The organism is Pseudoclavibacter sp. VKM Ac-2867 (assembly GCF_015351275.1).
Classification (GTDB): Bacteria; Actinomycetota; Actinomycetes; order Actinomycetales; family Microbacteriaceae; genus Pseudoclavibacter.
Map to the genome: position 1 here is coordinate 123927 of NZ_JADKSL010000010.1, position 13728 is coordinate 137654.

Below are 13728 nucleotides of genomic sequence, written 5' to 3' on the forward strand. Positions count from 1 at the left end.
CGATATTGGCTCGATCACTACCTAAGAGCACGCTATGCTGACCAATATTAGACAATTGAGAGGTGGACATGGTCAATGTGCGCGACCCCAGTTGGGACAGCTTCCATGCCTGGCTAGACAGGACCATGGCTACCAAGCAGATCAGCAACAAAACGGTCGCTGATCACGTCGCGTCTCAGGGCTCTGCCGACTGGCCCACCGTGACGGCCAGCACCGTCTCGAAGTGGCGGCATGGGAGGCACCATCCTCAGCTTCGGATGCTTCCCCACATCGCCACGGCTGTCATGGCCGACCCTGCCGACCTCGCCATCATGCTCAACGTGTTGCGGGCCAGCCATTCTGGAGACCACCAGGTAGAGCTTTCGCTCCGAGTTCAGCAACTGCAGGCCGAACTCTCCGAGGTTTACGCTGAGCTGTCAGAAGCTACTGCACGACAGATCGTCACGAGTCGTCAGACAGGCCTTGTTGCACTCACCGATCGGGTCTTGAATTCAGCCGGATGGGCGCTCCGCATCCAGGCGACCTACGCCGGCGCACAGGGACGTGAGCTCCACCTCGCAAACAGGTTGACTTTCACAAACGACGCCACCCCGCACACGACGCATGCGAACGTACGTCGCGTGTTCGGACCAGAGTTGAGGAGGCTCAACGCCTCCCTCGCCGACCCGCCATCCAAGCCCCGCCGGCGCAGCGCTGAGCCTTGGCGTGAGCCGTCTCTGATGAGTGCTGGACGAAGCCTCGAAAGCTGGATCAACCTCGATCCAGTTGAATCCTCAGCCTCGTTTTCCATGCCCGTGTACGCAGTCCCGACAATCCCGAAGCGAGAAGGTCCGCCCCCGAGGTTCTCGAGCGTCATCGTGCTCGCCACTACAGTGCGATCGTGGGCCCCCGTCTTCGCTAGGCACCTGGCCGACCAGCTCGGATACGGGTACACAAGCTCGCTCGACCTCGCGTCTGCGATCTACGACAAGACCACAGACGATGTCTCCTCCGAGCAGCACGCGGAGGCGGCCTATAACCTCATCCGCAACCCACCAGATCGACATGTGTCCTGCCACTACGAGGCGCCTCACGCCCGAGCATCTCGAACTACTGAGGCACTCAGAGGTGCTTCCCTCCGTGACACGCTGGTCATCTGGCTCAGCGAGGACGACAGACTGCTCAAGCTCGCCGTACCGACCGTCTCCGCCGGAGTTGGCATCGACCAAGAGATCCGCCTTTTGCAGTCGCTTCGCAGCTCGATCGACGAGGAGATACAGCGTCTGCCGAGCATGAAACACTCCGTAGACCTCGTGATCTCCGAGCGCTCAGCGGAGCTCTCCGCGAGCGATCCCGCGAGCGTGCGCGATGAACGTGCCCAGTACACGTTGACAAAGGTGGCCGAGGTCCGCCGTGCACTCGTCCTAGAAGGTTGGGTCGAGCCAGCGTTGAGTAAATCCTAATCACGGCTATCCCAACTACACGGACCACCGGCCCCAGCACATCGACGCAGACCGGGGCATGTTGAGGCCGGTGGCAGGGAGATCGCCTGGGTGCTCTCGCCCTCGAGGGAGCCCTCAACCGTGCACCTAGAGTGTGCGATTGGTCTTCGAGGTTTCGAGATGACATCTCCCAACTTGCGTCAGCTACTATTCGAAATACGCGCAAGTTTGGAGGCCACTTAATGAACGCCGAGCACCGGCTCCAGTCAGCGGAGTCAAGGTCCCACCCTCAACGCTTTGTTGGCAACATCACCCAACCCGTCGGCGGGCTCGACTTCGCCGCAGCTACGGAATCCGTGCGGTCTGCACTGGGGCTGAGTCCCGCGGTCTTCGAACAGATCACATCGGCGACCGAGCCAATGAAGAAGCTGCTGGCCTCCCTCGTCCGCCTCGAGCAACACTCCGGCGGAGAATCCGCAGCTGACGTACTCACGTGGATCGCGGACGAAGCTGAGAGCCATGACCTGCAAGCCCGCGTCGCTCTCACCGATGCTGACGAAGACGCGCTACGGAGCGTCGGGTCGTACGTGTCCGAGATGCCCTCGTTGACGAAGCGCGGCTCGTTCTTGGCGACAGTGCGCGGGGTGGGGGTCCGCGACTCCGCCCTCCTCTCCGCACAGGTTGCCGAGCTTCTCGGCAGAACGCCCGCCCGCATCCGCCAGCGAGCGAAGGACCGATCGCTCTACTGCGTCTCAACCGATGATGGCCTCGCCTTCCCCGCCGTCCAGTTCACCGACTCGGGCGAGCTGCCGGGGTGGTCGAAGGTCGCGCCTCACCTCCCAGACGACGCCCACCCCGTCGAAGTCGAGGCGCTCCTCACCGCGGCGACCAGCGAGCTCCTGCTCCACGGGGAGGCGACGTCTCCTCGGGATTGGCTCCTGAGCGCTGGAGACCCGGAGCGCGTCGCCGCTTTCGTCGCTGGTGCATTCGGACCGCGCTGAGCCCGGACACCGATGGCAGAGACGCTTCCTTCGCCCGACCCGGGCGCATTCCCCGACCTCACTGAGGCGCACCTGCGCGAGGTACCAGCCGGGACACCGTTCGGGCGCATCTTCTTCGCCGGCGGAATCTACGGCACGTCCTGGTCCACGTTCCGATCCTGGGGACCGACAACGAGCCGGTTCGACCACCACTACCTCGCTCCGCCCCAGCATCACCCTGACCGCGCCATCGTGTACGTAGCACCCGCAATTCCTGGGCCGACCGGCGAGGTGTATCCGGCGCTGAAACTGTGCCTAGCGGAGTGCTTCCGAGACACCGGCGTCGTCAACCTCAACCGTGACCAGCCATACTTCGCCGTCTTCGAGACCACACGAAAGCTCCGCCTCCTCGACCTCGCCGATACCGACTGGGTCCTCGAAGCTGGAGCCAACGGCGCCATCTCCAGCGGGCCGCGCGACCGATCGCGGGAATGGGGCCAGACCATCTACGCCCACTACCCAGAAATCAACGGCCTCATCTACCCATCCTCGAACGCGCCACAAGCCCGAAACGTCGCCCTCTGGGAGCGCGGGGCGGACGCTCTCCCAGCTCGACCGACCCTGCACATGCCACTGAGCGACGTTGGCCTCCGAGCGGCGATCGAAACGTATGCAGGGCAGATGCGGATGCCGGTCGTCCGGGCCTGATCTGCTCCAGCATGCAAAAGGCCCCTCCTATTTCAGGAAGCCGAAGCTCTAGCCTTGGAGGGGCGCTGTTCCGCTCGAGTCTAGCGGTCGAAGGCGTTGTCAGCCCAGATGCTGAGGCGGAATCGATTGGCGAGCTCGCCGTATGTGAACTCTCCGTTGGACTGCGGCACGGGCATCGCCATCAGCTGCTCCTTGACTTGCGGGTCCTTGAGAATCCCGCGGAGACGCACCATCTGGAACACTCGCGCGTACGTGCGGGTCTTGAGCGGCGAGATACTCGGCCCACCCGACCACCGCTCGTTGAGCTTCCTGACTGCGTACGCGTCGGCGTAGTCGTCCTTGCGGGTGTCGAGCTCCGCTTCGACTTCGTCGGCTGAGGCGGCCCGGAACCAGGCCACTACGTCGTCGTCATTCTCGAAGGCGAGCAGACCCTCGCGGCGGAGCTTGTCGAAGTCGCGGCTGCGCGCTGTGAGGTAGCAGCTGTTGACTCGGGCGAGCGTCTCGTCGTCGATTGGCTGTGTCGAGAAGAACTGGTGGAACTCCTCGAGTGAGCCATCGAAGGCGTCCGGGTCCGGGAACCGAAAACTGCCTCGAGGGTCGTTGGGTGGAAATGACATCTGTATGACCTCCGCGGGTCTCTGGTGCTGTTGCGCACCAAATCTACCCATGTCGTCACGTGCCGCTTCGCGCCGCTCGATCTCGTTTCCGTCGCTCAAGGCGTGTGCTGCCGACATGTCCTCGTCCTCACAATTCTTGGTTGTAGTCGGTCTGGTCGCTCGGGTTGCTCGGCTGCTGGCTGCCGTCTCCAGCGCCGGCTGTGCTGGCTTCGGCGTTCGCCTTGGCTTCGGCCTGCTTCTGCTTCTCCGCTTCAGCGGCCTCGAACTTCGCCGCCACGCTCGCGGCGATGCGCTCCTCCGCTGCCGTTGCCTTCTCAGCGGCTTCGTCTCGGGCGGCACGATCAGCTTCCTTGGACTCCTTCCTTGCCGTCTCCTGCGCGTGCGCGTCCCGGTACGCCTGGAGTCGGTCGGCTTGGTGCTCGCCGTTCCTTGTCGCGCCGAGGTAGCCGCGGGATTTGCCGATGGCCTTGTGTGCGGCGAAGGCGGCGATGGGTGCTGCGGCGAGTCCGCCGGTGAGGCCGATGGCTGCAGCTCCGGCGCCGACCTTCGCTGCGGTCTTCACGCGGCTCATCGTCTTCGGGTTGTTGTACGCCTTCACTGCTCCGGCGGCGACCTTGGCTGGGGCGGTCAGTGCTGCGTTCTTCATCCGAGCTGGTGCTGCCTTGACGGCGGCCTTGGAGTCGGCGATCGCTTTCGCGCCTCGGGCCTTCGCTGCTGCGTTGACCATGCGGCCGGCGGTGGAGTCGTTGCGGAGTTCCTCCAGCTGCGTGCGCGTGGCGGTAGCGAAGTTGATGCCGCGGCTGGCCGCGAGCGACTGGAACCGCTGCTCGCGCGCCCGATCAAGCGCTGCGCCGACGCCGGTGGTGCGCTTGAGGACCATCTGGCCTTGTGCGTTGCGGGCTTGGCGCCATTGCGGTGCAGCGTTCTTTGCCGCCGCGAGGGTGCCGGCCTTGCCTCGGCTCAGCGCTGCCCCAGTCGCCGCCTTGTATCCACCGCCCGCGCGAATGGCCTGGTGCCCAGCGAACGCCTTCTTGCCGGCCGCACCGATGCCTCGTCCGAGGAGTCCGGCCCCGGCCACGGCGGGGAGTACCACGGCTCCAGCGAGTCCGCCCCTACCTTCGGCCTTGGCGTGGCGGAGCGCTGCGACGTGCTCCGCGACGGTGCCCGTGGCTGCGGGGGCGCCGATCGGGACGGTCACGGTCTCGCCGCCAGCTGCTCCAGCGGCGCCTGCGGCCGCTCCCACGGCCGCACCGGCTGCTGCGGCACCACCGGAGACTGCTCCTGCGCCGGCCGCGTCTCCTGCGGCCGCGTTGGCGAGCTTGGTGCGGCGCTTGCCGCCGCCCATCGCACCTTCGCGGGTGCTGGGGTCCTGTGGCGAGCCGAACTTCTGGAGCTGCTCCTTGGCTGCGCGGGTGAGGCGACGGGAACCGCCTTCGATGGGGTCGCCGTCGCCGCGGCCCATGCCGCCGAGCATGGATCCTGCGAGGCCACCGCCTCCGGCTGCTGCTGCGTTGGCCCACAGCTGTCCGCCCTTGATGGACATGGGGCTGGGGAGGCGGAAGACCTTCTTGAAGATGAGGTTGAAGCCGATGAGCGCCATGGCGGGGGCGAGCCCCATCCACGCGAGTGCCCAGATGGAGCCTCGGTCGAAGAGAGAGGCGCCGACCGACATCAGGAGGTTGGTGAAGATGACGATGAAGGTCAGGATGAGGACGGCGCCGGCGGCGAAGATTTGGGAGCCGATCATCTGGAACGTCGTCTGCTTGACCTTGTTCCAGCCGTTGGCGGTGAAGAGGCCAGCGATGAGGACGAGCATGAGCGCGAGGACGTAGAAGAGGCCGAGGAGCTTCGCGATGATCGTGCCGACGCAGACGATGCCGAGCGCGATGATCGTGGCGAGGGACCCGAGGAGGTAGATGAGCGCGGAGCCGGAGCCGCCGCCGCCGGTCCATCCGCCGTTGAGCGTGAGGAGGTAGTCGCGGATCGCTTGCACGTCCTCGGGGTTGCTTCCCTCGGCTGTTGCGGAGACTGCCTTTTCGATGCCTGCCGGGGTGCCGTCGACGTCGAAGATGTCGGGGATGTCTGCGGGGTCGGTGCCGTTGGTGCCGTTCCACCACTGCTCGCAGTCCGTCTGCTGAATCGCCTTGTCGTCCTTCGTGTACTCCTTCGCCCAGGCCGGGTCGACGGTCCAGGTTGCGCCCCAGTCGGTGGTCTTGCACGCGGCCCAGGCGGTCATGCCGGCCATGCGGTTCGAGTTGTTGTCGAACGAGAGGAGGTTCATCGCTGCTGCGCCCTTGTCAGAGCTGCCGCCCTGCGGTCGGGAGACGCGGTTGAGCTCGGCGCCGTTGTACTCGTCCGCACCGTTTTCGGCGACAGTGCGCCCAGCATCCATGCGGGTGAGCTGGACCCCGATTGGGGTCGACGCGTTGGTTTCGAGCATGCGGCAGTAGACCTTGTCGGCGTAGACGTTGGAGCCGAACTGGACGGTCTTGTAGGACTCGAGCCCAGAGGTCGACCACAGGTCGGAGAGGAGGAAGCTGAGCTGGACGCGGCTCTGCGTCAGCTGGTTCGATGAAGACCCGACGACCCTGGAGGCGTCCGCACGCATGCCCTGGACGTATTCCTCGCAGGTTATCTTGCCGAGGTCCACCGGTGTCTGGTTTCGCCATTCGAGGTCGGTCGAGTTCCGCACGAAGTCGCTCTGGACGATGCCGGCGAGCCCGGATGCGAGTGTGTTGATTCCGCTGTTGGTGGTGGAGATGACCCAGCCGGGCGAGAGCATGCCTGGCTTGTAGTCGTCCCCGGTTCCGGTCGAGGCAGCGGCCCCGTTGCCGGCGACGCCGATGACCGCGAACAGGACGAGGACACCGGCGACGCGTTTGATGCCACCCTGTCCTCCCATGCGGGTCGCGCGGACCGCGCTGAACACGGCGATGACGACCGCAATGACGATGGCGATGATGCCGACCGGGCCGAGGGCAATCTTCGCGATACCTGCGGTGAAGCTGTCGAGGCCTGCCCCGAAGCCGTTGATGGGCTCGAACGCGAGGGCGAAGTCGTACAGGCCCTGCAGAAGCATCCACAGCACCGCGCCGCCTTGCATCATCCAGCTCGTCCCGGTCGAGCGGGACAAGTTCGTGATCATCGCGCCGATGTCGAACGAATTGGAGTTGTGCAGGGTTCCCGTCGCGTTGCCCCATTCACGGAGCAGCGAGTACGCGAAGTAGAAGTCGAGGTTGGGTTCAGCCTCGTCCGCCATCACCAGCACCCCGCCGTCGGGTCCGATTGCCACGGGCACAATTGCGATCGCGGCAGCCGCGGGGGTGGCGAAGAGCGCGAGGAGCGCGACAGCGCCCGCCCAGGGGACGAGCGTGCGGATGCGAGTGCGTGGCATGGGTGTGTTCCCTGGTTCAGTCGTCGAGGACGGCGGTCGCGGAGCGGCGTGGGGCAATCGGGTCGGTCGGGGCCTTGCGCCCGCGTGGGGCTCGCCGGGGTAGGGCCTCATCGACTTCGAGCGCCTCTCCGGGCATGAGATCGACCGGGCGGGGTTTCCTCAGGCCTGGCCTCTCGACGCCGATCACGGACGGGACGAAGTCGATGATCTCGGGGCGGACGAGCTCTTCCCCGTTGACGAGGATCCGGTTCGTGCGCCGCGCGGCCCCCTCACTGGCCCGCATGAGCAGCAGATCAGTGAGGGTCCGGCCCCGCTTCGCGCCGATGGATGCGTCGAGGGCTCTCAACCGGGATACCCGCAGCGCCTGCCGCTTGGTGGAGCGCGTGCCGATGAGGATGAGGGTGATGGCGATAGCCAGGACGGGGATGACGAGGCCGACCCAGCCGAGGCCGACGATGCCGAGGAACGCGATGGCGGGGAGCGCAAACGGAAGGGTCGCGCCGAGCACGGCGAGCACCAGGTAGGTGGTGCGTCGGTCGGTTTCGACGGTCATGAAGATCATGCGCCGGCCGCGGTTGCGTTTCTTTCCGGTGACCTCGGTGAGGTCGTACATCGCCGGCATCGTCGTCTATCCGCCCATGTTCGCGCCGAACCAGGTCAGCGCGCTTGTAATGAGCGTGAGAATGCCCTGGAGGATCGCGAGCACGAGGGGGACGAGAATCTCGAGGGCTGCAAAGAAGAGGCCAGCCAGGAGACCCATCACGGGGAAACCACCCGCGCCTCCGGAGCGGCGCTTGTAAAGCCAGGACGCGATCATCCAGACGATCAGGGCAACGCCGAAGATGGTGAGGAAGCGCATGATACCGCGGCCCGTGCCGCCGGAGAGGTCGAGGAGGCCGTTCCATCCGCCGACCATGCCGACGAACAAGCCTGGTGTGTACGCGGCGCCGGTAAGTGTGGCCGGAAGGGCGTCACCGGCGAGGACGAGGAGGGTGGTTGAGAGTGCCATGCTGTGGCCTTTCGAATGCAGAAGGGTGGCGGTGCTTCTGTGTGGGGCGTATCCCTTGCCCTATGCGCGAGCGGGCGAGGAACATGACAGGGCGCGGTTAGTCGGTCTCGGGTTCGGGCATCCGGGCGGTGCCAAGCGCAGACGCGTAGAGCCGGTCGGCGTACTTCGGCTGGGCGATGAACGCGGACGCGATCGTTCGTAGCTCCCGCAGCGACTTCGACGTGGTGCCCCCGAAAGGTGCGTAGAACGCGTCGGTGTCGGCCTCGGATGCGGACCCGTCGTTGATTGCGCCGGCGAGGCCCGCCACTCCCCCGTCGTACTGCTGCACAACGACGCCGGACGCCTTCGCTTGCTCGTGCGGCAGCGACTGCGCGGTCACGGCGGGTGCGCCGGTCACGGAGGCCAGCAAGTTCCAGGCATCGTCGGCGTCGATGCCCTGATTCCGGGCCGTTGGCTTCACTACCTGGTCGCCGTCCCAGTTCGACGCAGTCCACGCCTTCGGATCCCAGGCCTCGCCGCGAGCTTTCGCCGAAAGGCGGGCGGATTCCTTGGCGGCTTTGTACAGCTCGTACTCACCCTCTGCGCCTTCGAACGACTCTGCTTGGGCGAGTCCTTCTGAATCGTTGGCGAACGACTGCGGCGCAGAGAACATCGGGGGCGACTCCAGGAGCTCACCCATTTCGATGTTGCTGCCTTCCGGGGACGTCCCAACCAGGGTGTTCGTGGAGACGTTTGTCTGACGCCTGTGGAACTCCACGGTCGGCTTGTGCTTCCCGAAATCGACCTCGCGGATGCGTGCAGCCTCGCGCTCGCGTTCCGCTGCGCTCATGGGTCGGTGATGCTCTTCCTGAAAGGCAAGCTCCGACTGCCGGAGGATCCAGGACGCGGTCACATCTCGGTGGTCGACCTTCTGCTCACCGAATTTCAGAAGCTGGCTTGCGCGAGGTATCTGCAGTCCGATCAGTCCTGCGTGCTCGCGCAACGCCCGGTGCAGGTTCAACGGAACCCGGTCCTTGGGCTCCCGCTCGAGCTGCTTCTTCCACAGCTGCTCCACAAAGTGCGCGAGCGACTCCGCCGCGATGTCGTCGATGTCGGCCTTCGTCCAATCGCGAGTTTTCGCACGCTTCATGACCGCGCCCTTGAATGTGTTCAGCACCTCCCGCATCTGCTCACTCGTGACGGACGGGTCGAACAACGCCCTAGTCGGCGCCGAGTGTGGCTGATGCCCGAACTGGCCTGCCTGGGCGACGCCGTTGCCCCGGTGTGCTTCACGCCTCGATGCGTGCACGTCCTGTCGTACTGCTGCTGCCCCCATGCTTGGGCCCTGCCTTCCCGCTCTGGTCCGTCTCGCAGGCACTGTGTGCGGCGAAAAACGCGGACTCCGTCGGGGTTCCTATGCGCGCGAAGGACGCGAGCAGACGATCGCGGCGCGGTGGCGGTGGCGGTGGCGGTGGGCATCCTCATTCAGCGCGGCGGCGCGACGCTCCCCGCATAGAGGTGGCATGACACTTGCATCGCCATCCACGCTCCGCTCGTCCCCACACGTCCCCGCCTCCGTCTCCCCATCGCCGATCGAGGACCTGGTGCGCGAGCACGGGTTCACGTCCGTCCCGACCCTCGCGTCCGCCGACGCCGACATCTCGGCGCTCGGGATGCTCGCCGTCGAGCACGGCCCCGAGTCGACGCCTGGCCAGGTGGTGACGCTCGCTTCGGCGATCGCTCAGCACACGGGCATGGTCGCGAAGATCCGCATCCTCGACGGCGACCGCTCCCGCACCATCACGGCCACCCCGACCACCGTTCGGGAGCGATGATGGCCGCGAAGAAGAAGGTCCTGCACCCCCGCCCGATCCTCAAGCCGGGCGCCCGCGTCGTCGGCATCGACCTGTCCCTGAACAGCACGGGTGTCGCCGTGGTCGGCCCGGATGGCACGTTCGAGCGTGTCGGGACGGTCCTCGGGACAGCGCCGCACGGGAGCGACCTGGTGAAGCTCTACGAACGCCTCGACGCGCTCTTCGATGGCATCGAAGCCCTTGTCGGCGGGTTCCGGGCCAGCGACCTCGTCGTCATCGAAAAGGCCCTCAGCCACAACTCCGGCCCGTTCGGGGAGATGCTCGCCAACTGGCACGAGGTCGTCGGCAACCTCGTCCGCCGCGGCATCACCGTCGTCGCCATCAACCCCGGCACCCGAGCGGTGTACGGTTCCGGCGGCGGCAAGAGCGACAAGTCACAGGTCGTCCTGCAGGTCGAACGCCGCTTCCCCACCGCCAAGGTCGCCAACAACGACGAAGCCGACGGCGTCGTGCTCGCCGCCATCGGACGTCACCTCGCCGGGTGCAGCATCGAACCGGCGCCGCTGCCAGCCACCCACCTGTCGGTGGACAAGCTGTTCGAGCCGCTGGTCTCAGGGGCATGAGCCCGAAATGGGGTTTGCGCGCCACTGCGCCGAGGTGCTCCGCTTTTCACTGGTTAGACTCTGTGGAAGGAGGAGGTGCGCCATGGGAAGTCTGAACTACTACTCGCCGGAGCAATGGGACGCTGCCGGAGCGAGAGCGCGCGCCGACGCCGAGGAGATTCTGCGTGCCCACTGGGACGGACAACTGCCGGTCAAGCCTATCGAGCTGGCCAATAAAAACGGTGCATGGGTCTACAGCAGCGACCTAAAGGACTCGGCCTCCGGGATGTTGGTGAAAGCCGATAGCGCGCCGCCGGTGATCTACGTCGACAACGGCGACGGATTCTTGCGTCAGCGATTCACAATCGCCCACGAGCTAGGCCACCTCGTCGCACATCGTCAGGAAGCAGGTGATGACGCAGTGTCCTACGTCGACTTCCGCAACAGCACTAGCAATCCGGTTGAATACCACGCCAATGAGTTCGCTGGAGCACTTCTGATGCCAGAAGAACACTTCACCAACCTCGTAAGAGCCGGCAAATCCGATGCTGAGCTCGCTCGCCTCTTCAAAGTGTCCTCGAGGGCGGTCGCTGTTCGACGAAAGACCCTCGGGCTCGGAGCGTGACAGACGCGGAACGCACGTCCGATGGTGATCGCTCCGACTCGGGTCGAGCGCCTAGTCCTTGGCAGGGTGATCCCTGGCAAGACGATCTCTCACCTATCGCGGACGGCGAGCCCGAGTCTGGCGAACGCGGTGACGCCCAAGACTTCCTGGATGATGACCCGCAGACGCTCCAGGACGAGGACCTCCTCAACCTGGATGATTTCACCAGCCAAGTGCGGAAAGTCGCCTTGGAGGACCTGCAGGCCAGGAGCAAGACTCGCAAGCAGGTCATCCGGGTGGTGCTCTGGCTCATTCCTGCGATTGTGCTGCTGTCAATTGGTGTGCTTGTGGCCTACTTGAGATCTGAGTGGGGCCAATTGAGCGCCGTCGTCATGACTGGGTGGTTCGCGTCGGTGGCCGCACAGGTCATTGGCCTCTCACTGGTCGTGTTCAAGTACCTGTTCCCCTCCGACGAGAAAACCATGCATGGCATGCTGCTCAACGGAGGTAGCCACTCTGGCGTTTCAGGCGAGCAGTCATCGCCATCGTCCTGAGACTAACAACTGCACCTTTTGATTCGATCGGCTCGGTCCCCTCCAATCAGTGGACCGAGGGCATCGCCAATCAGACGGCGGCAGTGAATGAGTCGATCTCCTCAAGGCCCTGGCGGTCTTTTGACTCCCCGGAGCGCCCACTTCCCGAACCCGCTGCTGCGCCGTGCTTCAACCTCCGATGCCCATTCCTCGAGGGCCGCGAGCCGGTTCTGAACATCGTGCAGGCTTCGTTCTACCGCGGATTCGCTGCTCCGCAGCGCCGCAGAAACGGACTGCTCGTGTTCAACAGATGCTCTGAGCGCAATGACCTGCTGTTGTCTCGTTTCCAGCTCGCTGGCTAGCGCGGTCAGTTTGGCAATCGCCATGCGATGGAGCTTGCGGAGGTCCCGTATGTGCGCGTGCAAGTGTCTGATGCCGAGCTGCCACATTCTGTTGTCACCCCAACCGGAATGTGTCGCGTCGAGGGGCAAGAACTGGATCTGGCGAGCCATCCGTTGCGTCATGAATTGCCTCAACCCCACGGTGTGTGCCGATGGCTGATGCACGCCGTCCATGTGCGAGTACTTGAGCGCGCCCGCGTCGACCACTGCGTGGAGCCCTCCCACTTCGAGTGAACCTGGTACCGAATCCTCAAGGAAGCGAATGCCGACCGCAGGGATCTGGTCCACCCAGTCGCAATTGAACGTGATCCACAGCGTTTCGTCCTGGAAGTCTTCATTCTTCAGAGAACGGAGGCGTAGCTGTATACGTCTTACTTCAGAGAAGTCCAGGGGCTTGAGCTCCACCCTGATCAGGACTCGTCGTAGCCTCGCCGAGGCTACGACGTCGACCCGCTGGCCTCGCACTTCGGAGTGAGCGGCAACTTGGTACCCTAACTCCGTCAAGTGAGCCGCGAGCTGCTGGACGAGGAGATGCTTCCACCCGTCGCCCCGGGCCCCGGACGCACGCAGTCGGGCACATCGCTCATCTTCGTCTCCGTCGGACTGCGGAGAGTGCGCGAGAATGACCAACGGGGTGACCCTGCCGGCGGTCAGGCGGCGCGGGTTCACGCGCTGGTCGCAATCAAGGCATCGAAGTCCGTGTCGGGACTGCCCCTTGAAGGCACTCCACCGTTCGTACTGGCCTTTTTCCCGGATGTCGATGACTGTGTTTCCGGGCCCCATGGCCGCAACCATGTTCTGCGGGGCAGGCCACTGGGCATTCATCGCATAGCCAAACTCGTTTGCATGTGTCCCCACCTCGTTCAGGTGTTTCCTCGTTCCTCGAGTGATTCTGCCAGCCGAGCGGCAACCAAGCTATGCGTACTTCACATTTCCTTGTTCAGCCATCCAACAAGATCGTTCGGCCCCTGCCTTCAGCCACTTGTTGCTAGGTTGCCTCGTGTCCGTTCAATCTTCATCGCTGTGTAATCGGCTTCAACCCGACGAACTGCATCTGGTTCTCGCCGTAGAAGCACGACTGGAGCGCGAGCTCGCCCTGCAGGCCCAGAAGTTCGTCGGTGGTGACCCAGTGCTTTTCGGTGTTGCGGACCTCGACGACTTCGTAGGTGCCGGGGCGCCCGTCGATGGTGAGCTGCGTGCCGACGTTCCAGTTCAGGACGACGTCGCCGCCGCAGTTGTTGTGCGCGGCGTAGACCGGTGGCACGTCCTCCGCGGATTGGTACGAGACCATTTCGATGAAGGTGCCGTCGCACCAGTCGAGCTCATCCTGCCCGCCCTGCACACCGAGCGCCACGGACGAGAGCACTCCCTGGGCTTCCGAGACGGACGCGGACACGTCGTTGACGGCACCGCGCACGTGCCCGTATCCCTGCTCGATCGTCTGAGGCGCGGTGAGCGCGAGGACGAGAATGCCGGCGCCTGCGGCCATGAACGCGCCGCCGAGGACGTTGCCGATGATCCGGCCCGTGCGGGAGCGCTGGCGCACTCGCTTGCGTGCGTGCCTCGGCATCTGGTTGGTCTCAGGCTCGACGCTCGCGGTCATCGGGGTCCTCTCGTGAATGCCGACAAAGGTGCCGGCTCATCCCCTATGCGCGGGCTTGGACGC

Annotated in this window: 14 protein-coding genes; 7 read left to right on the forward strand and 7 right to left on the reverse strand. The window is 64.9% G+C overall.

All coding sequences use genetic code 11. The annotated features are described in order from the left end of the window. The first annotated feature begins 125 nt into the window (after positions 1 to 125). From ITJ67_RS11685 to ITJ67_RS11695, 3 genes are all read left to right on the forward strand, one after another. Positions 126 to 1442 carry a hypothetical protein gene (locus tag ITJ67_RS11685; RefSeq protein ID WP_194677721.1) on the forward strand — a complete coding sequence of 439 codons (1317 nt, stop codon included), beginning with the start codon at positions 126 to 128 and terminating at the stop codon, positions 1440 to 1442. 398 nt (positions 1443 to 1840) lie between these two features. Next, complete coding sequence (locus ITJ67_RS11690; protein ID WP_194677722.1) at positions 1841 to 2422, forward strand: hypothetical protein; 582 nt, start codon at positions 1841 to 1843, stop codon at positions 2420 to 2422. Positions 2423 to 2434: 12 nt separating this feature from the next. After that, positions 2435 to 3109, forward strand: coding sequence for an RES family NAD+ phosphorylase (locus tag ITJ67_RS11695; protein ID WP_194677723.1), 675 nt, complete (start codon positions 2435 to 2437; stop codon positions 3107 to 3109). 80 nt (positions 3110 to 3189) lie between these two features. On the opposite strand, the gene ITJ67_RS11700 is transcribed toward ITJ67_RS11695, so the two are convergent. From ITJ67_RS11700 to ITJ67_RS11720, 5 genes are all read right to left on the reverse strand, one after another. Next, a complete protein-coding gene (locus ITJ67_RS11700) occupies positions 3190 to 3726 on the reverse strand; it encodes a hypothetical protein (protein WP_194677724.1) in 537 nt (178 codons plus the stop codon). A gap of 127 nt (positions 3727 to 3853) precedes the next feature. Continuing rightward, positions 3854 to 7120 carry a hypothetical protein gene (locus ITJ67_RS11705; protein WP_194677725.1) on the reverse strand — a complete coding sequence of 1089 codons (3267 nt, stop codon included), beginning with the start codon at positions 7118 to 7120 and terminating at the stop codon, positions 3854 to 3856. A 16-nt stretch (positions 7121 to 7136) separates the two neighbouring features. After that, positions 7137 to 7733, reverse strand: coding sequence for a hypothetical protein (locus ITJ67_RS11710; RefSeq protein WP_194677726.1), 597 nt, complete (start codon positions 7731 to 7733; stop codon positions 7137 to 7139). 15 nt (positions 7734 to 7748) lie between these two features. Next, positions 7749 to 8129 (reverse strand): hypothetical protein, encoded by a 381-nt coding sequence (locus ITJ67_RS11715; protein ID WP_194677727.1) that lies wholly within the window; start codon positions 8127 to 8129, stop codon positions 7749 to 7751. 97 nt (positions 8130 to 8226) lie between these two features. Continuing rightward, entirely contained in the window at positions 8227 to 9258 is a 1032-nt protein-coding gene (locus ITJ67_RS11720; protein ID WP_194677728.1) for a hypothetical protein, read from the reverse strand. Between the two features lie 373 nt (positions 9259 to 9631). On the opposite strand from ITJ67_RS11720, the gene ITJ67_RS11725 reads away from it, so the two are divergent. The 4 genes from ITJ67_RS11725 to ITJ67_RS11740 all read left to right on the forward strand — a co-directional run bounded on the left by ITJ67_RS11725 (position 9632) and on the right by ITJ67_RS11740 (position 11682). Further along, on the forward strand, positions 9632 to 9943 hold the full coding sequence (locus ITJ67_RS11725; protein WP_194677729.1) for a hypothetical protein: 312 nt from the start codon (positions 9632 to 9634) through the stop codon (positions 9941 to 9943). Then, entirely contained in the window at positions 9943 to 10545 is a 603-nt protein-coding gene (locus ITJ67_RS11730; RefSeq protein ID WP_228502699.1) for a hypothetical protein, read from the forward strand. The genes ITJ67_RS11725 and ITJ67_RS11730 overlap by 1 nt, the downstream gene beginning before the upstream one ends. Before the next feature lie 82 nt (positions 10546 to 10627). Further along, entirely contained in the window at positions 10628 to 11149 is a 522-nt protein-coding gene (locus ITJ67_RS11735) for an ImmA/IrrE family metallo-endopeptidase (protein WP_194677731.1), read from the forward strand. Next, a complete protein-coding gene (locus ITJ67_RS11740; RefSeq protein ID WP_194677732.1) occupies positions 11146 to 11682 on the forward strand; it encodes a hypothetical protein in 537 nt (178 codons plus the stop codon). Before ITJ67_RS11735 ends, ITJ67_RS11740 begins: the two co-directional genes overlap by 4 nt. Positions 11683 to 11783: 101 nt before the next feature. Here the strand turns inward: ITJ67_RS11740 and ITJ67_RS11745 are convergent, their stop codons facing one another. Both ITJ67_RS11745 and ITJ67_RS11750 read right to left on the reverse strand, forming a co-directional pair. Next, the gene (locus ITJ67_RS11745) at positions 11784 to 12467 is read right to left on the reverse strand and encodes a hypothetical protein (RefSeq protein WP_194677733.1); all 684 of its coding nucleotides are present in this window, start codon (positions 12465 to 12467) and stop codon (positions 11784 to 11786) included. A gap of 610 nt (positions 12468 to 13077) precedes the next feature. Then, positions 13078 to 13665 carry a hypothetical protein gene (locus ITJ67_RS11750; protein ID WP_194677734.1) on the reverse strand — a complete coding sequence of 196 codons (588 nt, stop codon included), beginning with the start codon at positions 13663 to 13665 and terminating at the stop codon, positions 13078 to 13080. Positions 13666 to 13728 lie beyond the last annotated feature (63 nt).